Raw genomic sequence first — 25,225 nt, 5'->3', positions numbered from 1 at the left:
CCGCTTCCGGTCGGGCTCACGGCCGGGGGCGAGCCCTGGGGTGGGGGGTGGGGCGACGGGCGGGCGGGTGTTGCCGACGTCGATGGTCAGGAGCATCGCTTACTTCTCCTCGGCCTCGCGCAGGTCCAAGCCGATGTCCAGGATCGGGGAGGAGTGGGTGAGCGCGCCGACCGCCAGATAGTCGACGCCCGTCTCGGCGTACGTACGGGCGTTGGCCAGCGTCAGCCGTCCCGAGGACTCCAGCGCGGCGCGCCCGGCGACCAGCTCGACGGCCTCGCGGGTCCGCTCCGGGGTGAAGTTGTCCAGCAGGATGAGATCCGCGCCCGCCTCCAGGACCGGCGGGATCTGCTCCAGGGTGTCGACCTCCACCTCGATCGGCACATCCGGGAACTCGGCCCGTACGGCGCCGAACGCCTCCGCGACACCGCCCGCCGCGATCACGTGGTTGTCCTTGACCAGCGCGGCGTCCGAGAGCGACATCCGGTGGTTGACCCCGCCGCCGCAGCGCACCGCGTACTTCTCCAGGGCGCGCAGCCCCGGAGTGGTCTTACGGGTGTCACGGACCTTGGTCTTCGTCCCCTCGAGGGCGTCGGCCCACGCACGGGTCGCCGTCGCGATGCCGGAGAGCCGGCACAGCAGGTTGAGCGCGCTGCGCTCGCCGGTGAGCAGGTCGCGGGTGCGGGTGCGGACGCTGAGCAGCTTCTGGCCGGGCTCCACCCGGTCGCCGTCCTCCACATGCCGCTCGACCTCGAACTCGTCCGTGCAGACCACGGACAGGATCGCCTCGGCGATCCGCAGCCCCGCGACGGTGCCCGTCTCACGGGCCGTGAAGTCGCCGGTGGCGAAGGCGTCCTCGGGGACGGTGGCCACCGTGGTGACGTCCACGCCCTGGTCGAGGTCCTCCTCGATGGCCATGTGGGCGATGTCCTCGACCTGGATGGGGTCGAGTCCCGCGCGGATCAGCAGCTCGGCGAGATCGGGGTCCAGACCGCACTCCATCGGGTCGAGTGCACCGTCGTCACCGCCGCAGCCGCAGCCATCGCCGCAGCCGCCCCCCTCACCGGGGCCGCCGATCTGCAGCAGCGGCAGGGACACGGGTGGCCGGCGGTCTTCGGATGTGCTGCTGCTCACGGGCGGGACTCCGTCTCGGCTCGGGGGGTGGTCGTTGGGGGGAACGCTTCGGAGTCCGTGGAACGGACATCGAGGGTGCCGTCCGGGCGGAGGGTGACCAGCAGGTGGCGGCGCCAGGCGGCGTCGTCCCGCTCGGGGCGGTCCTCGCGCCAGTGGCAGCCGCGGGTCTCCTCGCGGCGGAGCGCGGCGGCCACCAGGACCCGGGCCACGAGATGGAGGTTGGTGGCCTCCCAGGTCTCGACCCCGGGCTCGGCCGTCTTGCCGTCCCGCCGCAGCTGCGCCGCGGCCTCGTCCTGGACGCGCTCCAGCCGGTCGGCGGCGCGGGCCAGGCTCTCGGCGGAGCGGAGCACCCCGGCGCCGTGGGTCATGATGTGCTGGATCTCGTAGCGGGCCTCGGAGGCGAGCAGGGGCGCGTCGCCGGAAGCGGCGGGAGCCGATGGCCTGGTCCGCTCCGCGCGGCGCTCGCGTCCCGCGGACTCCGCCCGGGCGGTGATGTCCTCCGCGATGCGCTCCGCGAAGACCAGGCCCTCCAGAAGGGAGTTGGAGGCCAGTCGGTTGGCGCCGTGGACGCCGGTGCAGGCGACCTCCCCACAGGCGTAGAGGCCGGGGACGGTGGTGCGGCCGCGCAGGTCGGTGCGGACCCCGCCGCTCGCGTAGTGCGCGGCCGGGGCGACCGGGATGGGCTCGGTCACCGGGTCGATGCCGTGGGCGCGGCAGGCGGCGAGGATGGTCGGGAAGCGCCGCGCCCACATCTCGGCCCCGAAGTGGCGGGCGTCCAGGTACATGTGCTCGGCGCCGCGCTCCCGCATCCGCCGCATGATGCCCTTGGCGACGATGTCACGGGGCGCCAGCTCGGCCAGTTCGTGCTGCCCCCGCATGAACCGCACCCCGTCGGCGTCCACGAGATGGGCGCCCTCGCCACGCACCGCCTCCGAGACCAGCGGCTGCTGGCCCTCCGCCTCCGGGCCCAGCCACAGCACCGTGGGATGGAACTGCACGAACTCCAGATCGCTGACCTGGGCCCCGGCGCGCAGCGCGAGCGCGACCCCGTCGCCGGTGGAGACGGCGGGGTTGGTGGTGGCGGAGTAGATCTGGCCCATGCCGCCCGTGGCGAGCACGACCGCGTCCGCAAGCACCGCGCCCACGCCGTCCCGCCGGCCCTCGCCCATGACGTGCAGGGTGACCCCGGCCGCCCGGCCGGAGCCGTCCTTGAGCAGGTCGAGCACCAGGGCGTTCTCCACGGTGTCGATACCGGCCGCGCGGACCGCCTCGACCAGGGCCCGGGAGATCTCCGCGCCGGTCGCGTCGCCGCCCGCGTGGGCGATCCGGCGGCGGTGGTGGCCGCCCTCGCGGGTCAGCAGGATCTCGCCCGTGGCGTCGTCGGCGTCGAAGCGGGCGCCGGTGTCGATGAGCCGGCGCACCGCGTCGGGCCCCTCGGTGACCAGCGCCCGCACCGCCCGCTCGTCGCAGAGCCCGGCACCGGCCACCAGGGTGTCGTCCAGGTGCTGCCCGGGGGTGTCGCCCTCGCCGAGGGCGGCGGCTATGCCGCCCTGGGCCCAGCGCGTGGAGCCGTCGTCCAGCCGGGCCTTGGTGACCACGGTGACCTTGGCCCCGGCCGCGGCGCAGCGCAGCGCCGCCGTCAGCCCGGCGACCCCGGAGCCGACGACCACGACATCGGCCTCGGTGGCCCAGCCGGGGGCGGGGGCGCGCAGGGCGGTGGCGGGGACGGCGGTCTCGGCCGCCGGGCGCCCGGTCGGACGGGTCATCGGGCGGCTCCGATCCGCAGGCGGATGTTGTCTATCAGGCGGGTGGCGCCGACCTTGGCGGCCACGGCCAGCACGGCCTCGCCCGTGTGTCCGTCGGGGACCTCGGTGAAGTCGGCGGGGTCGACCAGGGCCAGATAGTCCAGGACGAGCGGCGGCTCGAGACCCGCCGCCTCGTCGAGCACCGCCCGCGCCGCGGACCGCACCGCGGCGGGCGACGCGACCCGTATGAGCTCGTGCTCCTCGGACCCGGCCGGGCCCTCACCGGCCGCCAGCAGCCCCGCGTCGCGCCCCGCGAACAGCGCCCGGGACAGGGCCAGCGCGGTGTCCCGCTCCTGGGCGCTCAGATAGCGGTTACGGCTGGAGAGGGCGAGCCCGTCACCCTCCCGGACGGTGGGGACGCCGACGATCTCCACGGGGAAGTTCAGGTCGCGGACCATCCGGCGGACCAGCGACAGCTGCTGGGCGTCCTTCTCGCCGAAGAAGGCGATGTCGGGGCGGGTGAGGTGGAGCAGCTTGGCGACGACGGTGAGCATCCCGTCGAAGTGGCCGGGGCGCGAGGCGCCCTCATAGCGCTCGCCCAGGGTCCCGGCGGTCATCCGGACGCCCGGCTCGCCGCCCGGATAGACCTCCTCGGCGGTGGGGGCGAAGACGATGTCCGCGCCCGCCGCGGCCGCGACCTTGAGGTCGGCGTCGAGGGTGCGCGGATAGCGGTCGAGGTCCTCGCCCGCGCCGAACTGCAGCGGATTGACGAAGACGGTGACGGTCACCAGGCCCTTGGCGCCCACCCGGGCGCGGGCGGCGCGGATGAGCGAGGCGTGCCCGTCGTGCAGCGCGCCCATGGTCATCACGACGGCCGTGCGCCCCGGCACGGCGAAGTGGGCGAGCGCCGCGTCCAGCTCCGGGCGATGACGGAACAGCTCCACATCCGGCTCCCCAGGAAGCGCCTTGGTCCACAGCTTCGGGCTCATCCCTCACTACCTCCCCGGCCCCGCGCGTCGGTCACGTCCGAGAGCACGCCCAGCAGGTCCTCGGCGAGCTCCGGCTTGAGCAGGCCGTGAGCGAGCGCCCGGTCCGCGGTCGTACGGGCCATGGCCAGATAGCCGGCGACGGCATGCGGGGCGTGCCGCCGCAACTCGGCGACATGGGCGGCGACCGTGCCCGCGTCGCCGCGCGCGACCGGACCGGTGAGCGCGGCGTCGCCGCTGCGCAGCGCGTTGTCCAGCGCGGCGCCGAGGAGGGGGCCGAGCATCCGGTCGGGGGCCTCGACCCCGGACGCGCGCAGCAGCTCCAGGGACTGGGCGACCAGCGTGGTGAGGTGGTTGGCGCCGATGGCGAGGGCGGCGTGATAGAGCGGACGGGACTCCTCCGCGATCCACTCGGGCTCCCCGCCCATCTCGATGACCAGCGCCTCGGCCGCAAGCCGCAGCTCCTCGGGCGCGGTGACGCCGAAGGAGCAGCCGGCCAGCCGCTGGATGTCCACCGAAGTGCCGGTGAAGGTCATGACGGGGTGCAGCGCGAGCGGCAGCGCACCGGCCCGCAGCGCGGGCTCCAGCACGCTGACGCCGTACCGCCCGGAGGTGTGCACCAGCAGCTGGCCGGGGCGCACCGCGCCGGTCTCGGCCAGGCCGGCGACCAGCTCGGGCAGCGCGTCGTCGGGGACGGTGAGCAGCACCAGCTCGGCCCGCGCCAGCACCTCGGAGGGCGGCACGACGGGGACTTCGGGAAGCAGGGCGGCGGCCCGGCGCACGGAGGCGTCGGAGACACCGGACGCGGCGACCGGGCGGTGCCCGGCCAGCCTCAGCGAGGCAGCGAGGGCCGGGCCGACGCGGCCGGCGCCGACGACCCCGACGGTGAGCCGGGCAGGTCGGTCCTGCGGCTCAGGCAGTGGTTGAGCATTCACGCGGCAACGGCCTTCCGTTCCAGTCCTCAGGGGGTACCGGACGATTCCCCGCCATGCTACGCGAGTGTTTCCGGGGGGTTTGGCCGCACGCCCGAGCCCTGTGGACAACTCTGTGGTCCGATGGACAGGCGTGCGACATGATCAACCCATGACGGACGGGACGGACGGGACGGACGAGGCAGCCGAGGCAGCCGAGATGGACGGCACGGGCGGCGGGACGGAGCGGGCCGCGCGGGCGCGCCGCCTCGCGGCCTGGCACGGCGCCGAACGAACGCTCGCGCGCGGGCCCGCGGAGGTGCGGATCGCCGAGCGGCTGGCCGCCCTCACGACCGCCCTTGACGCCGACACCGCGCCGTACGACGGGGACGGCTGGGTGGACATCTACGGCGACGGCATCGTCGAGGAGCTCGAGCGGCGGGTCGCCGAACTGCTCGGCATGGAGGCCGCGGCGTTCTTCCCCACCGGCACCATGGCGCAGCAGGTCGCGCTGCGCTGCTGGGCGGGGCGCACCGGCAGTCCGGTGGTGGCGCTGCACCCGCTGGCCCATCTGGACATGCACGAACGGGACGCGTATCTGACGGTCAGCGGGCTGCGCGCGGTGCGTCCGACGAGCGAGCCGCGGCCGCCCACGGCCGAGGAGATCCGGGGCCTGGACGAGCCGTTCGGCACCCTCGCCCTCGAACTCCCGCTGCGCGACGCCGGATTCGTGCTGCCCGAGTGGGACGAGCTGGTCGCGGCCGTGTAGGCGGCCCGGGAGCGGGACGCGGTGGTGCACTTCGACGGGGCGCGGCTGTGGGAGTGCACGGCGCACTTCGGCCGGGAGCTGCCGGAGATCGCCGCCCTGGCGGACTCCGTCTACGTGTCGTTCTACAAGTCGCTCGGCGGCCTCTCGGGAGCGGCGCTGGCCGGGCCCGAGACCCTGGTGACCGAGGCCAGGGCGTGGCGCCACCGGTACGGCGGGCAGCTCTTCCAGCAGTGGCCGGCGGCGCTGGCCGCGCTGGACGGCCTGGACCGCGAGCTGCCGAGGCTGCCGTCGTACGTGGCGCACGCGCGGGTCGTGGCCACGGCGCTGCGGACGGCGTTCACGGCCGCGGGGGTGGGCTGGTCCCGGGTGCACCCGGAGGTGCCGCACACCCACCAGTTCCAGGTGTGGCTGCCGTATCCGGCGGCGGTGCTGGACGAGGCGGGGGTGCGGCTGGCGGAGGAGACCCGGACGGTGCTGTTCCGTCGCTGGCGGGAGCCGGGGCCGCCCGGTCTGGCCATGACCGAGCTGACGGTCGCCTCATCCGCACTCGAGTGGACGGCCGACGACGTCACGGCCGCGGCCGACGCCTTCCTCGCCCGGATCCGGGAGCTCACGGAGGCCCGGGGACTCACGGAGGCCCGGGGACTCACGGAGGCCCGGGAGCTCACGGAGGGCCGGGAGCCTACGGAGGGCTGAGCGGCGCCGCGCGAACACCTCCCCGACCGCCCTTACGGCGCGCACGGCGTCCATAAGGCGGCCACGGCGGCCGCGGCGGCGGACCGGGCGCCCGGCCATCACGGCCCGGAAGTCGCGGTACTCCCGCAGCTCCCGCAGGGTGCGCCAGTCGTGCGGGCCCGGTGCGGGCGGGGTGGGCTCGCCGCGCTGGGCGGCCCGGTACAGATCGAGTGCGTACTGCTCGGTGAGGGACATGGCTCGACGGTCCGCCCGGCCCCGGGCGCCGGTCACGCCGTTTGACGATCGGTGTCAAACGAGGGCGGCGCCGGGTCCGGGCTCCCGCACCATGGGTTCATGGCCAATGTCATCGACATCGCCGGGCTGCCGCCCGAGCGCATCGTCTTCAGCCCGTCCCCGCTCGCCGAGCTGGGCGCCGCGCTCCATGTGCTGTCCGAGCCCGGCCACCACCCCGGGCTGCACGGCTGGGCCACCGCCACCGCCTCGGCGCTCAAACCGGACCTCGCGGACCGGCTCTGCGAGGCGGACTTCCTGTGGCGCACCGCCCGCTCCGACCTGCTGCTCCCGGCCGTCCCCGGGGCGACGCTCGCCGAGGAGCTGGACGCGCTGGACCGGATCGACGACGAGACGCTCGTGGCGGCCGCCTTCGAGATCGCCTGCTCCCCCTCGTACACCCGGCACACCCCCTCGCCGCTGGTCGACGCGGACGAGCGGGCCCGGGTCCGCGAGATGGCCGCCGCCCGGGGACCGCGGCAGGCGGCCTTCACCGACCGCATGCTGGAGGACCCGGACGGGCTGCGGGTCTGGCTGCGGCGGCTGCTGGAGGACTGCGACCAGGCGTTCTTCGCCGACACCTGGCGGCGGACGCGGATCCAGCTGGCCGCCGACGCCCGCCACAAGGCGGAGCTGCTGCGGCACAAGGGGCTCGCGGAGGCGCTGGCGTCGACCTCGACCGCGCTGTCGCTGTCCGAGGACGGGCACAGCATCGTGGTCGACAAGCTGGCGGGCGGCCGTACGACGGCGGTCGGCGACGGCATCACCTTCATCCCGACCGCCTTCGGCTGGCCGCATCTCGTCGTCCTCCACGCCCCCGGCTGGCGCCCGGTGATCCAGTACCCGGTCGCCACCCCCGAGCTCCCCCCGCCCGCCGCCCTGGAGCTCGTCCAGCGCCGCCTCGAGGCCCTGGCCCACCCGATGCGGATGCGGCTGTGCCGCACCCTGGCCCGCGGCCCGCACACCACCGGTGAGCTCTCCGAGTCGTACGGCATCACGCCCCCGGAGGTCTCCCGCCACATCGCCGTGCTGAAGAAGGCCGGTCTGCTCACCACCCGCCGCCGCGGCCGCTATGTGCTGCACCAGCTCGACCTGCCGTCGGTGGCCCGGCTGGGCAGCGACTTCCTGGAGAGCGTTCTGCGGTAGGGGGCCGGGCCCGCCTAAAATGTTCACCGCACGGTGAACGCGGTCGGAACGGCGAGCGGCGGAGGAGCGGCGATGAGCAACCGAAGCCACCGGTCCGCACCGCACCACACCCACCCCGACGACGTCCCCGTGCGGACCGCGCTCGCGGCGCTCGCCGACCCCGTGCGGCTCCAGCTGGTCCGCGAGCTCGCCACGGCGGCCGACTGGGAGCACACCTGCGGCACCTTCGACGTCCCCGTGGGCAAGGCGGCCCTCAGCCACCACTTCTCGGTGCTGCGCGCGGCCGGGCTGATCGAGCAGCGCGACCTGGGCCCCAAGCGGGTCAACCGGCTGCGCCGCCCCGAGTTCGACCAGCGCTTCCCCGGACTGCTCGACCTGGTGCTCCGCGAGCGGCCGTACGAGCCATAAGGACGCCGTGCCAACCGTAAGGACGCCACCTCAACCGTAAGGACGCCACCTCAGCCGTAAGGCCGTCGCCCCAACCGTAAGGCCGCCGCCTCAGCGGGCCGGTCCGGCCGACCCCCCGGCCCGGACCAGCCCGGTCTCGTAGGCCATCACCACCACCTGCACCCGGTCCCGCAGCTCCAACTTGGTGAGAATGCGGCCGACATGGGTCTTCACGGTCGCCTCGGACAGCACCAGCCGCGCCGCGATCTCGCCGTTCGACAGCCCCTGCGCGACCAGCAGCACCACCTCGCGCTCCCGGTCGGTGAGCCGGTCCAGCTCCGGACGGGCCCGGCCCCCGGGGCCACCGGCTCCGCCGCCCGGCAGCATCGGCGCGAACCGGTCCAGCAGCCGGCGCGTCGTGCTGGGCGCGACCACCGCGTCGCCGCTGTGCACCGCGCGGATCGCCGCGAGCAGCTCGCCCGGCGGCACGTCCTTGAGCATGAAGCCGCCCGCCCCGGCCTTGAGCGCGGAGAAGGCGTACTCGTCCAGGTCGAACGTGGTCAGGATGATGACCTTCGGCGCCCCGTCCCGCTCACATATCCGCCGGGTCGCCTCCACCCCGTCCAGCTTGGGCATCCGGACGTCCATGAGGACGACATCCACCTCCGTGGAGCGCAGCACCTGGAGCGCCTCCACCCCGTCGCCCGCCTCGGCGACGACCTCCATATCGGGCTGGGCCGCGAGCACCATCCGGAAGCCGGTGCGCAGCAGCACTTGGTCATCGACGAGCATGACGCGGATCGACATCCCGGACGGGTCCCTTCCCTCAGGCCTGACAGCCGGCCTACGCACCTATCGGATGGCTCAACGAACCGGCTTCAGCGGCAGCAGCGCGCTGATCCGGAAGCCGCCGCCCGGCCGAGGGCCCGCGTCGAGCGTGCCGCCCACCATGCCGACGCGCTCCCGCATCCCGATCAGACCATGGCCGCTGCCGTCGGCGCCGCCGTCCTCGTACATCTCGTGCTGCGCGCCCCGCCCGTCGTCCTCGACCAGCAGCCCGAGCCCGTCGTCGAAGTAGGTGAGGCGGACGCTCGCGCCCACGTCCGGGCCGCCGTGCTTACGGGTGTTGGTGAGCGCTTCCTGCACGATGCGGTAGGCGGTCAGCTCGACCCCGCTGGGGAGCTGGCGCGGGCTGCCCACGACCTTGAAGTCCACCGGGAGCCCGGCGCCGCGCACCTGCTCCACGAGCTCGTCGATCTGCTCGACGTCCGGCTGCGGGACATAAGTGTTCTCCTCGCCCGGCTCGCCGGTGCGCAACACGCCCAGCAGCCGCCGCATCTCGGCGAGCGCCTGGCGGCCGGTGCCGGAGATCGTCTCCAGCGCCTGCCGGGTCTGTTCGGGCGAGGAGTCCAGGACGTACGCGGCGCCGTCCGCCTGCACCACCATCACCGACACGTTGTGCGCCACGACGTCGTGCAGTTCCCGTGCGATCCGGGCGCGCTCGGCGGCCACCGCGACCTTCGACTGCGCCTCGCGCTCCTTCTCCAGCCGGGCGGCCCGCTCCTCCAGCTGCGCGTAGTAGGCGCGGCGGGTGCGGATCGAGTCGCCGAGCACCCAGGCCAGAACGAAGGGGATGGAGACGAAGACCGCCGAGACCACGTCCTCCCACCAGCCCTGCTGGGTGGGCTGCCAGCGGAGCGCCCCGAGGGGGGACGCGCTGATCGCCACGCCCAGCGCGAAGCGGGAGGCCGGGCGCGAGGAGCTGACCGCCACCGTGTAGACGATCACCAGCATGGCGAAGTCGGTCGGATTGGGCCTGATGTCCGTGGCCATCTGGGCGAGACCGCACAGAATGGCCAGCACCAGCATCTTCTCGGGGGCGCGGCGGCGCAGCGCGATCGTCGTGCCCAGCGCCAGGGCGATCGGGACGCCCGCGATGTGGGCGTCCCGGCCCACCGGCTCCTCCACCAGCCACAGGAACCCGAAACCGACGAGGAGGACGGCCCAGAAGGTGTCCACCCCTGTCGGATGCCTGCGGAGAAATTCGTAGAGGCGCTGCACGTCACCCAGCGTAGGCATCGTCAGACCCCTCCCGGGTCAGCCCGAGGGGCGATCCGCGACGCCCGGCCCTACTCCCCAAGGTGGAGACCACTCCGCATAGCGTGGCGGTGTGGCGAGTGAGAAGCATGAGTGGAGCGGATGGCGTACGGCGGCCGAACGCGCGCTGTACGGAACGGGCGGCTTCTTCCGGCGCCCGGAGGGCCCGGCAGGGCACTTCCGCACGTCGGTGCATGCCTCACCGCTGTTCGCACGGGCGGTCGCGGAGCTGCTGTCCCGGGTGGACGGGGCGCTGGGGCGCCCGGCCGAGGTGGCGCTGGTGGACCTGGGCGCCGGGCGCGGCGAGCTGCTCACGCGGGTGCTCGCCCTGGCCCCCGGCCTGCCGCACGGGCTGGGCCGGCGGCTGCGTCCGTACGCGGTGGAGCGGGCGGAACGGCCGACGGGCCTGGACGGGCGGATCGCCTGGCTCGACGCCCCGCCGGAGGGGTGCACGGGGCTGCTGTTCGCCAATGAGTGGCTCGACAACGTGCCCGTGGACGTGGCCGAGACCGACGCGGACGGCGTGCCCCGCCGGGTCGAGGTGGACCTCGCCTCGCCGGACGGCACCGAGCGGCTGGGCGACCCGGTGGACGGCGAGGACGCCGCGTGGCTGGACCGCTGGTGGCCCCTGGCGGGCGCCGAACCGGGGCTGCGCGCCGAGATCGGCCATCCGCGCGAGGCGGCCTGGGCGCGGGCCGTCGGCTCCCTGCGGGCGGGCCTCGCGGTCGCCGTCGACTACGCCCACGAACGCGCTGCCCGGCCCCCGTTCGGCACCCTGACCGGCTTCCGCGAGGGGCGCGAGGTCCGGCCCGTCCCCGACGGCACCTGCGATCTGACGGCGCATGTCGCGATGGACGCGTGCGCCGCCGCGATGGACGCGTCCGGGCCTGCGATGGACGCGTCCGGCACCGCGCCGACCGCGTCCAGTCCCGCGATGGACGCGTCCGGCACCGCGATGGACCCGTCCGCCACCGCGCCCGGGCCCGGCTCCCGGCTGTTGACCCAGCGCGAGGCGCTGCGCGCCCTGGGCCTCGACACCCGCCGTCCCCCGCTCGCCCTGGCCTCCACCGACCCCACCGCCTACGTCCGCGCCCTGAGCGCGGTGGGCGAGGCCGCGGAGCTGACCGACCCCGCGGGGCTCGGCGCCTTCACCTGGCTCCTGCACCCGGTGAACCTGCCCCAGGACGTGCTCCGGCCGTAGGGGGTGTCCGGCGAAGCTTGGCGCCTGCGGCGGGCTGCTTTCCCCTCCCCGCCCCTTCCCACAACTGGGGCTCCGCCCCAGCCCCCGGCCCCGCCACGCAGCGCATCGATACGCGGCTCCGCACCGGACGCGGCACCCCCACCGGACGCGGCACCGCCACCGGACGGGACACCACCACCAGGCGCGGCACCCCCACCGGACGCGGCACCCCCACCGGACGCGGCACCCCCACCGGACGCGGCACCCCCACCGGACGCGGCACCCCCACCGGACGCGGCACCCCCACCGGACGCGGCACCCCCACCGGACGCGGCACCCCCACCGGACGCGGCACCCCCACCGGACGCGGCACCCCCACCGGACGCGGCACCGCCACCGGACGGGGCACCACCACCAGGCGCGGCACCCCCACCGGACGCGACTCCACCGCCAGGCGCGGCACCCCCACCGGACGGGACACCACCACCGGGCACGGCACCACCACCGGACGCGGCACCACCACCGGACGGGACACCACCACCAGGCGCGACACCCCCACCGGACGGGACACCACCACCAGGCGCGGCACCCCCACCGGACGCGACTCCACCGCCAGGCGCGGCACCCCCACCGGACGGGACACCACCACCGGGCACGGCACCACCACCGGACGCGGCACCACCACCGGACGGGACACCACCACCAGGCGCGGCACCCCCACCGGACGCGGCACCACCGCCAGGCGCGGCACCACCCCCGGACGGGACACCACCCCCGGGCACGGCACCACCACCAGGCGCGACACCACCACCAGGCACGGCACCACCACCGGACGGGACCCCACCCCCAGGCGCGGCACCACCACCGGGCACGGCTCCACCACCGGGCACGGCTCCACCACCAGGCGCGACTCCACCCCCGGACGGGACACCACCCCCGGACGGGACACCACCCCCGGACGGGGCACCGCCCCCAGGCCCCAGGGGCCAGGGGTGGAGTCCCTGGTACGGGAAGGGGCGGGTAGGGGGAAGTGTCGATATGCGGCTCCGCCGCGTGGCCCGCCGGGCAGCTGAGAGACTGGTACGCATGACGGAGACGACAGTCGGCATCGGCGGCGCCGCCGAGAGCACGGACATGGTGCTCAACATCGGCCCACAGCACCCCTCCACCCATGGAGTGCTTCGACTGCGGCTGGTCCTCGACGGGGAGCGGATCCAGAGCGCCGAGCCGGTGATCGGCTATATGCACCGGGGCGCGGAGAAGCTGTTCGAGGCGCGCGACTACCGCCAGATCATCATGCTCGCCAACCGCCACGACTGGCTCTCCGCCTTCTCCAACGAACTCGGCGTCGTGCTCGCCGTCGAGCGGATGCTGGGCATGGAGGTCCCGGAGCGCGCGGTGTGGACCCGTACGCTGCTCGCCGAGCTCAACCGGGTCCTGAACCACCTGATGTTCCTCGGCTCCTACCCCCTGGAGCTGGGCGGGATCACGCCGATCTTCTACGCGTTCCGGGAGCGCGAGGACCTTCAGCACGTCATGGAGGAGATCTCCGGCGGCCGGATGCACTACATGTTCAACCGGGTCGGCGGCCTCAAGGAGGACCTCCCGGCGGGCTGGCTGGGCCGGGCCCGGCAGGCCGTGGCCGAGGTGCGCTCGCGGATGGGCGTGTACGACGACCTGGTGCTCGGCAACGAGATCTTCCGGGGCCGCACCCGCGGCGTCGGCGTCCTGGCCCGCGAGACGGTGCACGCGTACGGGGTCAGCGGCCCCATCGCCCGGGCCTCGGGCGTCGACTTCGATCTGCGGCGCGACGAGCCGTATCTGGCCTATCCGGAACTCCAGGACGTCCTTGAGGTCGCCGTCCGCCAGGAGGGCGACTGCCTCGCCCGGTTCGAATGCCTGCTGGAGCAGACGCACGCCTCGCTGGCGCTGGCCGACGCCTGCCTGGACCGGCTGGACGAGCTCCCGCCGGGGCCGATCAACCAGCGGCTGCCGAAGGTGCTCAAGGCGCCCGAGGGCCACACCTACGCCTGGACCGAGAACCCGCTCGGCCTCAACGGCTACTACCTCGTCTCCAAGGGCGAGAAGACGCCGTACCGGCTGAAGCTCCGCTCGGCGTCGTACAACAACATCCAGGCGCTCACCGAGCTGCTGCCGGGCACGCTCGTCGCCGACATGGTGGCGATCCTGGGGTCGCTCTTCTTCGTCGTCGGCGACATCGACAAGTAGTGCAACGACAAGGAGGCCAACGAGGCCGGCGAGCGGGCGAGCCGCACGGGCGATCCCTCACGAGATCGCGCTGCGCAGCTCCCCGAGGTCGATCTGCTCCGTCTCGTCGTGCGCGGTCAGGTCGATGACCTCGCCCACCGCGCCCTTCTGGGACTCCGCCTTCTGGGACTCCGCCTTCTTGGTCTCCGCCAGGGTCTCGTCGCCGATCACATCGGCGAGGTCCTCCTCGGCGGCCGGTTCGGGCTCCCGCTTCTGCTTCTTCGACTGCTTCTTCTGGGTGCCGAAGTAGTCGAAGCCGCTCTCCGAACGGGAGGCGGCCCGGCGCGCCGCGGCATACGGCACCACCGCCGAGGCGGCCGTACGGGCGTGGGCGCGCGGCTCCTGCGGGCCGTCGCCGTCCTGCCCGCCGGCCGCCGGGGGCTTCCCCAGCGTGGCGGCACCGTCCTTGCCCCGGCTCTCGCGCGGGCCCTCACGGTCGTCGTGCTCCGCGTCCTGCTCCGCGTCCTGCTCCGGGGCCTGCTCCGAAGCCTCGGCCTTGGCGGCCGCGGCGGCGGCCTGCTCCCGCCGCTCCTTCTGCCGCCGGGCGCTCTCCCTGAGCCGGCTCAGCGCCTCGTCGGCCTTGGCGTACGCGGCGGCCGACGGCAGCCCGGTGGGGAGCTCGTCCGGCTCGTCCCCGGAGTCGACGGCTTCGGCGGACCCGGCGGCCTCCAGCGCCTTCGCCGGGGACGCGGCCTCCAGCGCGAGCCGGCGGCGGCCCTCCAGGGCGCTGGCCCGCTCGGTCTCGGCCGTGGCGTAGCGGCGCAGCAGCTCGGCGTGTTCGTTGCGGAGCCGGGCGAGTTCGGCGCGCTTGGCGCGCAGCCGGGTGTTGAGCGCGGCGCGGAGCTCGCTCGCCTTGTCGGCGTCCGCCTCGAGCTCCGCGATCCGCTCCTCGTACTTCATCTCCTGGCGCGCGGTCTCGCTCGTGGCCTCCGCGACCCGGCGGCCGGCCGAGCGGTCCCAACGGCGCATCAGGACGGCGCCGACGACGGCGGCGCCGGCCGCGGTCGCGGCAAGCCCACGGATCACGACCGTGTCGCCGACCAGCCAGGCACCGGCGGCGCAGGTTATTGACGCGACTGCGACCGAAGCGGAAGGGAGGAGCCTGTGCAGGGGTGGGGATTGGCGGTGGCGTCCACGTGGCATGGCCCGAAACTTACCGTGCTAAGGGGTCGCTTGGGTGCCCGCCGGGCCAGATCTGTTGTCAATCCGTTGGCAAATGCGGCGATCGCGCGGCCGGGATCCCTTGCCGAGCCCTTGCCAAGTCCTCCCGAGCGGGGATTTGATCCTACTTCACCAGCCCCTTGTCCCGCAGGTAGTCGTCGGCGACATCCCCCGGCTTGAGCCGCTCGGCGTCAACTTTCTTGTTGAGTTCCCTCAGATCGGCGGTCGTCAGCACCTTGGTGAGCTTGTTCAGCGAGTCCGCGATCTTCTGCGAGCCGGCGGACTTCGCATTCACCACGGGAAGTACGTTGTCGGCATTCTGCAGATTTTTGTCGTCGCGGAGCAGCACGAGCCCGAACTGGTCCAGCGTGCTGTCCGTGGTCGTGGTCAGGACCATCTGGTCCTTGCCGTCCTTGACCGCCTGCTTGGCCTGGACGCTGCCGATGTCCAGCGGGTCGATCCCGGCGATGTCGATGCCGTACTTCTTCTCCAGACCCGGCTGGCAGAAGGGCCGCTTGGGGCATTCGTCGCCCGCCGCCAGGGTGATCTTCTGCTTCGACTTCCCGAGGTCGGAGAGCGTCTTGAGGCCGTGTTTCTTCGCGAAGTCGGCGCTGACCGCGAAGGCGTTCTGGTCCACGGCCTTGCCGGGCTCCAGCACCTTCAGCCCGCGCGGTTCGGCGAGCTTCTTCAGCGCCGCGACCGTCTTGGTCACGTCCGAGGAGGCCACCGGGGCGGCATTCGACCCGTTCTTCTTCTGGTTGAGGAATTCGGCCAGCGTCGCCGCGTACTCCGGCACGACATCCATCTGGCCCTTCTCCAGGGCCGGTTCATACAGCTCACGGGCGTCCACCGTCTTGATCGAGGTGGAATAGCCGGCGTCCTTCAGAACCCCCGCGTACAGCTCCGCGAGGATCTTCGACTCGGAGAAGGAGGCGGATCCGATCACCAGCGAGCCCTTGCCCGGTTCACCTGAGCTGTCGCCGCCGTTCGACTTCTCCAGGCTGTCTCCGCCGCAGGCGGTCAGCCCGACCGCCAGCGCCGCGACCCCCGCCACGGCGGCCGCCGCCCGATTGATCTTGTCCATGGTTCCCCATCCTTCGTTGTGGCCGCGGTTGTGTGGCCGCGTTGTCGGCGCATTCCGCTTCCTCCGCGCTTCCCGCGTCATCCGCGCTTTCCGCGTCGTCCGCGATCTATGCGTCATCCGCGCTCTCCGCGCTCTCCGCGCTGTCCGCCCTGGGTGTCCGCACGCCTTCGCGCCCGGTCGCGGGAGGGCTCGGCCCGCGGGTTCTACGTCGTGAGCGCCGGTGAGGCCGGCGCCTGGTCGGCGGGCGGGCGCCGGGCCGCGGTCGACCGCCGCCCCGTCCTGCGCCGCATCGGGTCGAGCGCCAGGCCCAGCAGCACGAAGACGCCCTCGACCACCAGCGCGAGGGCCGCGACCAGCACCGCACCGGCCACCACCTGCGGGGTGTCGGTGAGCCGGAAGCCCGCCGTGATGATCCGCCCGAGACCGCCGCCGCCCGGCAGCGCGGCCAGCGTCGCGGTGGCCACGACCTGCACCGCGGCCGTCCGTACGCCCGTCATGATGAGCGGGAACGCCAGCGGCAGCTCGACCCGGCGGATCAGCTGGCCACCGGTCATCCCCATGCCGCGGGCCGCCTCCACGACCTCCCGGTCCGCCTCGTGCACCCCGACATAGGCGTTGGTGAGCAGCGGCGGGATGGCGAACAGCACCAGCGCGATGATCGTGGGCCACTGGCCGTGCGTCCCCAGCGGGCTGAGCAGCAGCAGCACCAGTACGGCGAAGGTGGGCACGGCGCGCCCCGCGTTGGAGATGTTCACCGCGAGCGCGCCGCCCCTGCCGATGTGGCCGAGGGCCACGGCGATCGGCAGCGCCACCGCGCAGGAGATCGCCAGGCAGACGAAGGTCAGGAACAGATGCTGGCCCAGCCGGTGCCACACCCCGTCGGGGCCCGCCCAGTGCGCCCCGGTGGCCAGCCAGGTCCACGCCTTGGCGACGACGTCCATCAGGTGGTGCCCTTCCGACTCTTGCGTGCCCACGGCGTCAGCAGCCGCTGGAGGCCGAGCAGCAGCAGATCCGCCACCACCGCCAGCGCCACGCACAGCACCGAGGCGGTGAGCACCTCGGCCTTGAAGAAGCTGCGCATGCCCTCGTAGATGAGGTTGCCGAGACCGCCGTATCCGATGATCGCGCCCACCGTGGTGAGCGAGACCGTGGAGACGGTGGTGATCCGCAGCCCGGCCATCAGCGCGGGCAGCGCGAGGGGCAGCTCCACGCCGAAGAGCAGCCGCAGCGGGCCGTACCCCATGCCCCGGGCCGCCTCCCGCGCCTCCTCGGGCACCGAGGCGAGACCGGCCATGATGTTGCGCACCAGGATCGTGAGCGAATAGAGCACCAGACCGGTGATCACCACCGCGGCCGACACTCCGAACACGGGCAGCAGCAGCGAGAACATCGCCAGCGACGGCACCGTGTAGAGGATCGTGGTCAGCCCCAGCACCGGCCCCGCCACCGACCGCCAGCGGCGGGCCAGCAGCGCCAGCGGAAAGGCGACCAGAAGGCCGATCGCCACCGAGGCGAGCGTGATCCCTACGTGCTCGAGCGTCGCGTCCGTCAGCTCTTGACCGCGTGTGCGTACATACTCACCGCATATCCACTCGTTACTGATCAGACAGTTTCCGTCGGCCATACGCTCACCTCCCCCGTCGGGTCGCGGGCCGGTTGCTCATCACAATTCCAGGTGACCCTAACCCCGGGAGATGACAATCTCGTCCGATCGCCACACAACAGCAACAATGTCTGCCACGAATGCGGCAACAATGGGGAGCCATGATCCGTTTCGAGCATGTCACCAAGCGCTACGCCGATGGCACGACGGCCGTGGACGACCTCTCCTTCGAGGTGTCGGAGGGCGAGCTGGTCACCCTCGTCGGCCCCTCGGGCTGCGGCAAGACGACGACGATGAAGATGGTGAACCGGCTCATCGAGCCGACATCGGGGCGGATCCTGGTGGACGGCGAGGACATCGCCGAGGCGGATCCGGTCGCGCTGCGCCGCCGTATCGGCTATGTCATCCAGCAGGTCGGGCTCTTCCCGCACAAGACCGTGCTGGAGAACACCTCCACCGTGCCGCATCTGCTGGGCTGGCAGCGGAAGAAGGGGCGGGAGCGCGCCGCCGAGCTGCTGGACCTGGTCGGCCTCGACCCGTCCGTCTACGGCGACCGCTACCCCGACCAGCTCTCCGGCGGTCAGCGGCAGCGCGTCGGCGTGGCCCGCGCGCTGGCCGCGGATCCGCCGGTGCTGCTGATGGACGAGCCGTTCGGCGCGGTCGACCCGGTCGTCCGCGAACATCTGCAGACCGAATTCCTGCGACTTCAGTCACAGGTGCGCAAGACCGTGCTCTTCGTCACCCATGACATCGAGGAGGCGGTCCGGCTCGGGGACCGCATCGCGGTCTACGGCTCGGGGCGGATCGAGCAGTTCGACACCCCGGCCACGGTGCTGGGCGCACCCGCCACCCCGTACGTGGCCGACTTCGTCGGCGCGGACCGCGGGCTGAAGCGGCTGTCGGTCACCCCCATCGAGCCCGGCGACCTGACCCAGCCGCCCGTGGTCCACCTGGACGACCCGCTCCCCAAGGCGGCCGCCAAGCTGGCCGCGGACGGGGCGCGCTGGGCCGTCGTCCTGGACGACGCGGAGCGGCTGCACGGCTGGATCCCGGCGGAGGCGGCCGACGGCGCGCGGGGGACCGTACGGGACCACGCGCGCCGGATGGAGGCGTGGCTGCCGGTGGGGGCGCCGCTCAAGCAGGCGTTCAGCACGATGCTCCAGCACGACGCGGGCTGGATCGCGGTGCTGGACGAGGACCGCTTCCTCGGCGTCCTCACCCCGGCCCGGCTCCACGAGGCCCTTCGCCGCTCGATCGACGCCGACGCGGGCGGCATCGCCCGCGGCGAGGTCCAGCTCCAGACCGTCGCCGACGCGTAGGGGGCTTCGCCCCCATTGACCGGGGCCCGCTCCTCGGCCGTCCCCCCGATCAGGAGGCGCCCCGAAGGGGCGCGGGGCCGTGTCGATGTGCGGCTCCGCCGCGTGGGCGCGACCAGCCACGACGGCGCCGCAGCCGATCGACGGCGGCAGCTCAGCGCACCTTCCAGCGGAACGCTCAGCGGTCGGCGAGACGGCCGCCGAGCCATTCCAGCGCGGCGGGGACCTCCCGCTTCCAGGTGTTGAAGTTGTGGCCGCCGGTGTTCAGGATGATCGACGAGATCCGGGTCGGCTCCCCGCGCCGGTTGAGCCGCTTCACCTTGTTCACGAACCGCACGGTGTCCCGGTAGTTCCGCTCCCCGTGCTCGCTGCTGGACACCAGCAGCGAGACCGGCGGCGCCGGCTTGTGGTCCAGCCGCCACATCAGGTCGTTCTCCCGCTCCAGCCGCTCGCTGCCGCCGAAGAGATCGCCCGTGGTCGCGTCGATCGGGGCCTTGTACGAGGGGGAGAGCCCGGCCGCCGCCGAGAACGCGTCCGGGTGGCGCATCGCCATCTTCAGCGCGCAGTAGCCGCCGGTGGAATTTCCGATGACGCCCCAGTTACGGGCCCGCTTGCCCACGCGGTAGTGGTCGGCCACCGCCTTCGGCAGGTCCTTGGTGAAGAACGTCTCGGTCCGCGGCCCGCCGGGCACGTCCACGCACTCGGTGTCGCGCGGCGGCGCGACCGTCGGCCGCATCATCACCAGGACGAGGGGCTGCATCCGCCCCGCCTTGACCAGCTTGTGCGAGTGCTGTGGATATCTCAGGCCATTGATGAGCGCCTCGGTGGTACCCGGATACCCGGTCAGCACCAGCGCGGCGGGGAAGGTCCGCCGGGCGTACTCGGGCCGGAAGTACTCCGGCGGCAGATAGATGTACGCCGGGCTCGCGATCCCGGAGACCGGCCCCTGGATGTTCACCTTCTCGACGCGCCCGGCGACCCTGGGCGAGGAGCCGCCGTCCATGGCCAGGTGGCGGGTCTCGGTGACCCGCACCCGGGTACCCGGGATGTCGTGGTCCACCACGACACCCGGCTCGTCCTGCGTACCGAAGAGGTCGGACCAGGATCCGTAGAATCCGAAGGACTGGTTGGCGAACAGTCCGAACGCCATGAAGACGGTCAGCTGCGTCCCCAGTAGCATGCCGACCCGGCCGAGCACGGGAGCCACGCCGCGCCCGGCCAGCCGGGGCCACAGCCATATCGTGGCCGCGAACAGCAGCAACGCCGCGACGGCTGCCGCGATCACGATGTTGTTGCTCGTGAGACCCATCACTATCTTTCTGCCGGGCGGCCGGCCCCCCCGTGCCGCCGGGGGAACCTCCCAGCCGTTGGCTGGGGAGTGAACCCCGCTCCTTCAAACGCCGTCTTACTGGGCGCAAATCGTGCGGATGGCGCGCAACAGAACCGAAGATCCTCTTGACCGAAGCGACGGGAATACAGATGTCTGACAGTCAAGATGCCGAAACATCCGGGAAGGTTCCCACCCGGATACGGCGCCTGCCACGCGGCCCCAGGCCTGAGGCGGTACCCACCGCCGTCGGTACCGCGTGCACGCTGATCGGGCTGATGGACATCGTCTTCCCCCGGCTGCGGCACAGCAGGGTGCACGCGCTGGCCGAGCTGCTGCCGGGCGCCGTCAGCTCCCTGGCGGCCGCCGCCTCGATCGTGGTCGGTCTGCTGCTGCTGATGCTGGCCCACGGCCTCAAACGGCGTAAGCGGCGGGCCTGGGTCGCGGCCGTGGGGCTGCTGCCGGTCGGCGCGGCCGCACAGCTGCTCTACCGGCACTCGGTCATCGGCATGGTCCTCTCCCTCGTCCTGATGGGGGTGCTGATCCGCTACCGCGCCGAGTTCGCGGCGCTGCCGGATCCGCGCAGCCGCTGGATGGCGCTGGCCAACTTCGTGGCCATGGGCGCGGTCAGCGTCACCGTGGGACTGCTCATCGTCCGGTCCCATCCGGACGCCATCGAAGGAGCGCCGTCGCTCGGCGAGCAGCTGGAGCACGTGCTGTGGGGTCTGTTCGGCTTCGAGGGGCCGGTGGGCTACCGCCACGGCGCGGACTACACCGTCGGCTACTCCCTCGGCGCGCTGGGCCTGCTGACCGTGGCCACCACGGCCTATCTCGCCTTCCGCCCCGAGCACCCCGCCGCCCGCCTCACCGCCGAGGACGAGGAGCGGCTGCGGGGCCTGCTCACCGCCCACGGGCACCGCGACTCGCTCGGCCACTTCGCGCTCCGCCGCGACAAGGCCGTGGTCTTCTCCCCCAGCGGCAAGGCCGCGGTCTGCTACCGCGTGGTCTCCGGGGTGATGCTCGCCAGCGGCGACCCGGTCGGCGACGTGGAGGCGTGGCCCGGTGCGATCGCCCGCTTCATGGAGGAGGCCCGGGCCCACTCCTGGACCCCGGCGGTGATGGGCTGCAGCGAGACCGGCGGCGAGGTGTGGACCCGCGAGACCGGCCTGGACGCGCTGGAGCTCGGCGACGAGGCCATCGTCGATGTGGCGGACTTCACCCTCTCCGGGCGCGCCATGCGCAATGTGCGCCAGATGGTCAAGCGGATCGAGCGGGCGGGCTACCGGACCCGGGTGCGGCGCGCCGACGAGCTGAGCCCCGAGGAGCTGGAGGCCATCCGGCGCGCCGCCGCCGACTGGCGGGGCACCGACACCGAGCGCGGCTTCTCGATGGCGCTGGGCCGGATCGGTGACCCGGCGGACGGGGACGCGGTCATCGCCACCGCCCACAAGGCCGCCGACGAGGGCGCCGAGGAGGGCCCGTACGGGGACCTCAAGGCCGTGCTGCACTTCGTGCCGTGGGGCCGGGACGGGATGTCGCTGGAGCTGATGCGGCGCGACCGGAGCGCCGACCCGGGCATGAACGAGCTGCTGATCGTGGCCGCGCTGCGGGCCGCCCCCGAGCTGGGCGTGGAGCGGGTGTCGCTGAACTTCGCGATGTTCCGCTCGGCGCTGGCGCGCGGCGAGAAGCTGGGCGCGGGTCCGGTGCTGCGCGGCTGGCGGGCGCTGCTGGTGTTCCTCTCCCGCTGGTTCCAGATCGAGTCGCTGTACAAGTTCAACGCGAAGTTCCAGCCGCGCTGGGAGCCGCGCTTCGTGGTCTTCCGCAACACCCGCGACCTGCCCCGGATCGGCCTGGCCGCGATGCAGGCCGAGGGGTTCGTCTCGCTCGCCCTGCCCCGGCTGCTGCGCCGCGGCCGCCGCCCCGAGCCCCGGCCCTGCGCCCATCGGCAGCGAAGCGAGAGCCGGGAGCTCCAGCAGGCGGCCTGATCCAGAACGCACCCCCAGGCCCTGTCGGGCGGATCTTCGCGGGCCCGCGTAGATCCGCCCGACAGGGCCTACGCCTAGGCTGGGCACATGAGCACGTTGCGTGGGCGGGGCCGGGTGGCCGGACTGCCGGAGTGGGACCGGTGCGCGGTGATGGGCGTGGTGAACGTCACACCCGACTCCTTCTCCGACGGCGGGAAGTGGTTCGACACCGATCTGGCCGTCAAGCACGGCCTCGATCTGGTCGCGGCCGGGGCGGACCTGGTGGACGTCGGCGGCGAGTCGACCCGGCCCGGCGCGGCGCGCGTCGACGAGGCCGAGGAGCTGCGCCGGGTGATCCCCGTGGTCCGGGAGCTGGCCGCCGCCGGGGCCCTGATCAGCGTGGACACCATGCGGGCCGCGGTGGCCGAGCGGGCCGTGGCGGCCGGGGCCCGGCTGGTCAACGACGTCAGCGGCGGCGGCGCCGACCCCGCGATGGTGCCCATGGTGGCCGCGGCGGGAGTGCCGTTCGTGGTGATGCACTGGCGCGGCCAGTCGATCGACATGAACAACCGAGCGGTGTACGCGGACGTGGTCGGCGAGGTCGTCGCCGAGCTGCGCGCCGGCCTGGAGCGGGCGGTCGCGGGCGGTATCGACCCGGAGCGGATCGTGGTCGACCCGGGCCTGGGCTTCGCCAAGGACGCCGGGCACGACCTGGCGCTGGTGGCCCGTCTGTCCGCGCTGCGGGAGCTGGGCCGGCCGCTGCTGGTGGCGGCCTCCCGCAAGCGGTTCCTGGGGCGCGTCCTGGCCGGTGACGGGGGCAGCCCGCCGCCCGCCCGGGAGCGGGACGCCGCCACGGCGGCGGTCACCGCGATCGCGGCGCGCGAGGGCGCCTGGGCCGTCCGGGTGCACGAGGTACGGGCCAGCGCGGACGCGGTACGCGTGGCGCGGGCCATCGAAGCGGCCGAGACCACGGCGGGAGCGCTGTGACTTCCCTTACGGACAGCGAGCGTGTGGCGCTGGTGAACACCGCGCTGTACGACGCCATGGAGCAGGGCGACCACGCCACGCTGCAGCGGCTCTGGCTGGACTCCCCCGACACCGAGGTGTCCTGTGTCCACCCGGGCTGGCCGGTGCTGCGCGGCCGGGGCGAGGTGCTCCGCTCCTACGCGCTGATCATGGCCAACACGGACTACATCCAGTTCTTCCTGACGGATGTCGAGGTGTCGGTGATGGCCGACACCGCCCTGGTGACCTGCACCGAGAACATCCTCAGCGGCGCCCCGGCGGAGGAGGAGGGCCAGCTCGGCCCGCTGGTGGGCCAGCTGGTCGTGGCCACGAACGTGTTCCGCCGGACGGAGGACGGCTGGAAGGTCTGGGCGCACCACGGCTCCCCGGTGCTGGCGGAGAGCGACGACGAGGAGCCGGGCGGCCCCGAAGGGCCCGCCGACGACGGACTGCTGCCGGGCTGAGTTCATCCCGTTCGAGCCCCGCGAGGTGGGGGTAGGAGGCTGTGGCGCGGAGCGTCGGCAGCGTGCGCCGCCCACCCCATGGGCGGGTGCCGCCGGAGCTCGCAGGTAGATTCGAGGCAGGTACCCCCGCATACGGCAGGGGACGGGTGGTGCGTTCCGGCTGGGACGTGCCCGCGTACCGACGACCAGCAGGAGTGGTTCAGGTGGATCGTGTCGCGCTGCGCGGCCTGAGGGCTCGCGGGCACCACGGTGTGCTGCCCCATGAGCGCGAGGAGGGCCAGGACTTCGTCGTGGACCTCGTGCTCGGCCTGGACACTCGGCCGGCCGCGGCCGACGACGACCTTGGCAAGACCGTCCACTACGGCGTGGTGGCGGAGGAGGTCGTGGACGTGGTACGGGGTGAGCCGGTCGATCTGATCGAGACGCTGGCCGAACGGATCGCGGACCGGTGCCTCGAGCACGACGTGGTGCGGGAGGTCGAGGTCGTGGTGCACAAGCCGCAGGCCCCGATCACCGTGCCCTTCGACGACGTGACCATCACCATCACCCGGAGCCGAGTATGAGCAGCAGCGACCCGACCGTGCAGCCCGTTCCCACCTCCGTGGTGGAGCAGGTGGACGCCGCCGACGTGACGTTGAGCAACCCCAAACGGGCGGTGATCTCGCTCGGCAGCAACCTGGGCAACCGCCTGGAGACCCTCCAGGGCGCGATCGACGCGCTGGAGGACACCCCGGGCCTGCGGGTCAAGGCCGTGTCGCCGGTGTACGAGACGGATCCGTGGGGCGTGGAGCCCGGCACCCAGGCCACGTACTTCAACGCGGTGGTGCTGATCAAGACGACGCTGCCGCCGTCCTCGCTGCTGGAGCGCGGCCACGCCATCGAGGAGGCGTTCGAGCGGGTGCGGGACGAGCGCTGGGGCCCGCGCACCATCGACGTGGACATCGTGGCGTACCAGGACGTGGTCTCCGACGACCCGCAGCTGACCCTGCCGCATCCGCGCGCCCATGAGCGCGCCTTCGTCCTGGTGCCGTGGAACGACGTGGATCCGCAGGCCGAGGTCCCCGGGCGCGGGACGGTCGCGGGGCTGCTGGCGACGGTGGGCCGGGGCGGGGTCCGGGTCCGCGCCGATCTGGAACTGCGACTGCCCGAGTAGACGTTGATCCGGATAGGTTCCGGGAGACGCTGGTACGTACTGGATTGAGGGGCGACCGCTCGGTGAAGCAACTTCGGATCGGCGTGCTGGTCGGGCTGTTCGCCGTGGCCGGTGTGGTGTCGTGGGCGGGGGCCCGGCTGTGGGACACCTTCGGGTCGCTGCCGAGCGTCCCGGTGGCCGCGCCGATCGTGCTGGCCCTGATCGCGGTCGTGCTGGCCGCCACCGCGCTGTCGCTGCGGTCCCGGCTGCGCGCCCAGCGGGAGCGGCAGCCCGACGCCAAGGGCGTGGACCCGATGGTGGCCGCCCGTGCGGTGGTCTTCGGGCAGGCCAGCGCGCTGGTGGCGGCGCTGGTCGCGGGGATGTACGGCGGAGTGGGCGTCTTCCTGGCCATGGAGCAGCTCGATGTGCCCGCCCGCCGCGATCAGGCGCTCTACGCCGGGGGCTCGGTCCTGGCGGGCGCGGGGGTGGTGGCGGCCGCGTTCTTCCTGGAGCGGGTGCTCAAGCTCCCCGAGGACGACGACAACGACGGCAACGGCCCGAGCGCGGCGGCCCGCGCCTGAGG

23 protein-coding genes and 1 pseudogene are annotated in these 25,225 nt (G+C 73.4%); 13 read left to right on the top strand and 11 right to left on the bottom strand.

Features of this window, described 5'->3' with window-relative positions; genetic code table 11:
* Nucleotides 1–99: 99 nt before the first annotated feature.
* Genes nadC through IEJ02_RS10170 form a run of 4 tightly spaced genes read right to left on the bottom strand, consistent with a single transcriptional unit; the run spans nt 100 to nt 4,797 of the window.
* Nucleotides 100–1,131: a carboxylating nicotinate-nucleotide diphosphorylase gene (gene nadC, locus IEJ02_RS10185; RefSeq protein WP_317985772.1), complete on the bottom strand. Its 1,032-nt coding sequence runs from the start codon at nt 1,129–1,131 to the stop codon at nt 100–102.
* Entirely contained in the window at nt 1,128–2,897 is a 1,770-nt protein-coding gene (locus tag IEJ02_RS10180) for an L-aspartate oxidase (RefSeq protein ID WP_191064447.1), read from the bottom strand. Before IEJ02_RS10180 ends, nadC begins: the two co-directional genes overlap by 4 nt.
* Nucleotides 2,894–3,865, bottom strand: a complete 972-nt coding sequence (panC, locus tag IEJ02_RS10175) for a pantoate--beta-alanine ligase (RefSeq protein WP_191064446.1) — start codon at nt 3,863–3,865, stop codon at nt 2,894–2,896. The genes IEJ02_RS10180 and panC overlap by 4 nt, the downstream gene beginning before the upstream one ends.
* Nucleotides 3,862–4,797 (bottom strand): Rossmann-like and DUF2520 domain-containing protein, encoded by a 936-nt coding sequence (locus tag IEJ02_RS10170; protein WP_191064445.1) that lies wholly within the window; start codon nt 4,795–4,797, stop codon nt 3,862–3,864. The genes panC and IEJ02_RS10170 overlap by 4 nt, the downstream gene beginning before the upstream one ends.
* A gap of 148 nt (nt 4,798–4,945) precedes the next feature.
* Here IEJ02_RS10170 and IEJ02_RS10165 point away from each other — a divergent pair.
* From IEJ02_RS10165 to IEJ02_RS10155, 3 genes and pseudogenes are all read left to right on the top strand, one after another.
* Nucleotides 4,946–6,238 (top strand): annotated as a pseudogene (locus tag IEJ02_RS10165) (threonine aldolase family protein).
* Nucleotides 6,239–6,571: 333 nt separating this feature from the next.
* Nucleotides 6,572–7,654: a DUF5937 family protein gene (locus tag IEJ02_RS10160; protein WP_191064444.1), complete on the top strand. Its 1,083-nt coding sequence runs from the start codon at nt 6,572–6,574 to the stop codon at nt 7,652–7,654.
* 72 nt (nt 7,655–7,726) lie between these two features.
* Nucleotides 7,727–8,062: an ArsR/SmtB family transcription factor gene (locus tag IEJ02_RS10155; RefSeq protein ID WP_191064443.1), complete on the top strand. Its 336-nt coding sequence runs from the start codon at nt 7,727–7,729 to the stop codon at nt 8,060–8,062.
* Between the two features lie 90 nt (nt 8,063–8,152).
* Here the strand turns inward: IEJ02_RS10155 and IEJ02_RS10150 are convergent, their stop codons facing one another.
* Nucleotides 8,153–8,848 carry a response regulator transcription factor gene (locus IEJ02_RS10150; protein WP_191064442.1) on the bottom strand — a complete coding sequence of 232 codons (696 nt, stop codon included), beginning with the start codon at nt 8,846–8,848 and terminating at the stop codon, nt 8,153–8,155.
* Nucleotides 8,849–8,905: 57 nt separating this feature from the next.
* Nucleotides 8,906–10,102 (bottom strand): sensor histidine kinase, encoded by a 1,197-nt coding sequence (locus IEJ02_RS10145; protein WP_191064488.1) that lies wholly within the window; start codon nt 10,100–10,102, stop codon nt 8,906–8,908.
* 109 nt (nt 10,103–10,211) lie between these two features.
* Between IEJ02_RS10145 and IEJ02_RS10140 the strand changes: the two genes are divergently transcribed.
* The 3 genes from IEJ02_RS10140 to IEJ02_RS10130 are packed head-to-tail and all read left to right on the top strand — an operon-like array spanning nt 10,212 to nt 13,547.
* Complete coding sequence (locus IEJ02_RS10140; RefSeq protein WP_191064441.1) at nt 10,212–11,339, top strand: SAM-dependent methyltransferase; 1,128 nt, start codon at nt 10,212–10,214, stop codon at nt 11,337–11,339.
* A gap of 17 nt (nt 11,340–11,356) precedes the next feature.
* The gene (locus tag IEJ02_RS49820) at nt 11,357–12,391 is read left to right on the top strand and encodes a hypothetical protein (RefSeq protein ID WP_191064440.1); all 1,035 of its coding nucleotides are present in this window, start codon (nt 11,357–11,359) and stop codon (nt 12,389–12,391) included.
* Nucleotides 12,392–12,404: 13 nt separating this feature from the next.
* Nucleotides 12,405–13,547, top strand: a complete 1,143-nt coding sequence (locus IEJ02_RS10130) for an NADH-quinone oxidoreductase subunit D (RefSeq protein ID WP_191064439.1) — start codon at nt 12,405–12,407, stop codon at nt 13,545–13,547.
* Nucleotides 13,548–13,604: 57 nt separating this feature from the next.
* Here IEJ02_RS10130 and IEJ02_RS10125 read toward each other — a convergent pair whose 3' ends face one another.
* The 4 genes from IEJ02_RS10125 to IEJ02_RS10110 all read right to left on the bottom strand — a co-directional run bounded on the left by IEJ02_RS10125 (nt 13,605) and on the right by IEJ02_RS10110 (nt 17,455).
* Nucleotides 13,605–14,612, bottom strand: a complete 1,008-nt coding sequence (locus IEJ02_RS10125; RefSeq protein ID WP_317985771.1) for a hypothetical protein — start codon at nt 14,610–14,612, stop codon at nt 13,605–13,607.
* Nucleotides 14,613–14,871: 259 nt separating this feature from the next.
* Nucleotides 14,872–15,831: an ABC transporter substrate-binding protein gene (locus tag IEJ02_RS10120; protein WP_191064437.1), complete on the bottom strand. Its 960-nt coding sequence runs from the start codon at nt 15,829–15,831 to the stop codon at nt 14,872–14,874.
* A gap of 203 nt (nt 15,832–16,034) precedes the next feature.
* Nucleotides 16,035–16,772, bottom strand: coding sequence for an ABC transporter permease (locus IEJ02_RS10115; protein ID WP_137978537.1), 738 nt, complete (start codon nt 16,770–16,772; stop codon nt 16,035–16,037).
* On the bottom strand, nt 16,772–17,455 hold the full coding sequence (locus tag IEJ02_RS10110; protein ID WP_138915007.1) for an ABC transporter permease: 684 nt from the start codon (nt 17,453–17,455) through the stop codon (nt 16,772–16,774). Before IEJ02_RS10110 ends, IEJ02_RS10115 begins: the two co-directional genes overlap by 1 nt.
* Before the next feature lie 140 nt (nt 17,456–17,595).
* Here IEJ02_RS10110 and IEJ02_RS10105 point away from each other — a divergent pair, with 140 nt between their 5' ends.
* Nucleotides 17,596–18,753 carry a betaine/proline/choline family ABC transporter ATP-binding protein gene (locus tag IEJ02_RS10105; RefSeq protein ID WP_191064436.1) on the top strand — a complete coding sequence of 386 codons (1,158 nt, stop codon included), beginning with the start codon at nt 17,596–17,598 and terminating at the stop codon, nt 18,751–18,753.
* A gap of 175 nt (nt 18,754–18,928) precedes the next feature.
* Here the strand turns inward: IEJ02_RS10105 and IEJ02_RS10100 are convergent, their stop codons facing one another.
* On the bottom strand, nt 18,929–20,059 hold the full coding sequence (locus IEJ02_RS10100; protein WP_191064435.1) for an alpha/beta hydrolase: 1,131 nt from the start codon (nt 20,057–20,059) through the stop codon (nt 18,929–18,931).
* 170 nt (nt 20,060–20,229) lie between these two features.
* On the opposite strand from IEJ02_RS10100, the gene IEJ02_RS10095 reads away from it, so the two are divergent.
* The 6 genes from IEJ02_RS10095 (at nt 20,230) to IEJ02_RS10070 (ending at nt 25,223) form a co-directional block, all read left to right on the top strand.
* A complete protein-coding gene (locus IEJ02_RS10095; RefSeq protein ID WP_191064434.1) occupies nt 20,230–22,062 on the top strand; it encodes a phosphatidylglycerol lysyltransferase domain-containing protein in 1,833 nt (610 codons plus the stop codon).
* An 87-nt stretch (nt 22,063–22,149) separates the two neighbouring features.
* Nucleotides 22,150–23,028 carry a dihydropteroate synthase gene (gene folP / locus IEJ02_RS10090; protein WP_191064433.1) on the top strand — a complete coding sequence of 293 codons (879 nt, stop codon included), beginning with the start codon at nt 22,150–22,152 and terminating at the stop codon, nt 23,026–23,028.
* Nucleotides 23,025–23,510: a nuclear transport factor 2 family protein gene (locus IEJ02_RS10085; protein ID WP_191064432.1), complete on the top strand. Its 486-nt coding sequence runs from the start codon at nt 23,025–23,027 to the stop codon at nt 23,508–23,510. Before folP ends, IEJ02_RS10085 begins: the two co-directional genes overlap by 4 nt.
* A 203-nt stretch (nt 23,511–23,713) precedes the next feature.
* Nucleotides 23,714–24,073, top strand: coding sequence for a dihydroneopterin aldolase (gene folB, locus IEJ02_RS10080; RefSeq protein WP_369075643.1), 360 nt, complete (start codon nt 23,714–23,716; stop codon nt 24,071–24,073).
* Complete coding sequence (gene folK, locus IEJ02_RS10075; protein ID WP_191064431.1) at nt 24,070–24,663, top strand: 2-amino-4-hydroxy-6-hydroxymethyldihydropteridine diphosphokinase; 594 nt, start codon at nt 24,070–24,072, stop codon at nt 24,661–24,663. Before folB ends, folK begins: the two co-directional genes overlap by 4 nt.
* Before the next feature lie 62 nt (nt 24,664–24,725).
* Nucleotides 24,726–25,223 (top strand): DUF3180 domain-containing protein, encoded by a 498-nt coding sequence (locus IEJ02_RS10070; RefSeq protein ID WP_191064430.1) that lies wholly within the window; start codon nt 24,726–24,728, stop codon nt 25,221–25,223.
* Nucleotides 25,224–25,225 lie beyond the last annotated feature (2 nt).

Source organism: Streptomyces sp. 5-10 (assembly GCF_014712245.1).
Classification (GTDB): domain Bacteria; phylum Actinomycetota; class Actinomycetes; order Streptomycetales; family Streptomycetaceae; genus Streptomyces; species Streptomyces violaceusniger.
The sequence above is the reverse complement of the archived record's forward strand: the minus strand, read 5'-3'. Positions and strand labels throughout refer to the sequence as shown.

What these genes read in the sequence shown, in the direction of transcription:
- IEJ02_RS10180 (WP_191064447.1), bottom strand. Translation starts at nt 2,897, where the DNA reads ATGACCCGTCCGACCGGGCGCCCGGCGGCCGAGACCGCCGTCCCCGCC.
- panC (WP_191064446.1), bottom strand. Translation starts at nt 3,865, where the DNA reads ATGAGCCCGAAGCTGTGGACCAAGGCGCTTCCTGGGGAGCCGGATGTG.
- IEJ02_RS10160 (WP_191064444.1), top strand. Translation starts at nt 6,572, where the DNA reads ATGGCCAATGTCATCGACATCGCCGGGCTGCCGCCCGAGCGCATCGTC.
- IEJ02_RS10155 (WP_191064443.1), top strand. Translation starts at nt 7,727, where the DNA reads ATGAGCAACCGAAGCCACCGGTCCGCACCGCACCACACCCACCCCGAC.
- IEJ02_RS10150 (WP_191064442.1), bottom strand. Translation starts at nt 8,848, where the DNA reads ATGTCGATCCGCGTCATGCTCGTCGATGACCAAGTGCTGCTGCGCACC.
- IEJ02_RS10130 (WP_191064439.1), top strand. Translation starts at nt 12,405, where the DNA reads ATGACGGAGACGACAGTCGGCATCGGCGGCGCCGCCGAGAGCACGGAC.
- IEJ02_RS10120 (WP_191064437.1), bottom strand. Translation starts at nt 15,831, where the DNA reads ATGGACAAGATCAATCGGGCGGCGGCCGCCGTGGCGGGGGTCGCGGCG.
- IEJ02_RS10115 (WP_137978537.1), bottom strand. Translation starts at nt 16,772, where the DNA reads ATGGACGTCGTCGCCAAGGCGTGGACCTGGCTGGCCACCGGGGCGCAC.
- IEJ02_RS10110 (WP_138915007.1), bottom strand. Translation starts at nt 17,455, where the DNA reads ATGGCCGACGGAAACTGTCTGATCAGTAACGAGTGGATATGCGGTGAG.
- IEJ02_RS10105 (WP_191064436.1), top strand. Translation starts at nt 17,596, where the DNA reads ATGATCCGTTTCGAGCATGTCACCAAGCGCTACGCCGATGGCACGACG.
- IEJ02_RS10100 (WP_191064435.1), bottom strand. Translation starts at nt 20,059, where the DNA reads ATGGGTCTCACGAGCAACAACATCGTGATCGCGGCAGCCGTCGCGGCG.
- IEJ02_RS10095 (WP_191064434.1), top strand. Translation starts at nt 20,230, where the DNA reads ATGTCTGACAGTCAAGATGCCGAAACATCCGGGAAGGTTCCCACCCGG.
- folP (WP_191064433.1), top strand. Translation starts at nt 22,150, where the DNA reads ATGAGCACGTTGCGTGGGCGGGGCCGGGTGGCCGGACTGCCGGAGTGG.
- folK (WP_191064431.1), top strand. Translation starts at nt 24,070, where the DNA reads ATGAGCAGCAGCGACCCGACCGTGCAGCCCGTTCCCACCTCCGTGGTG.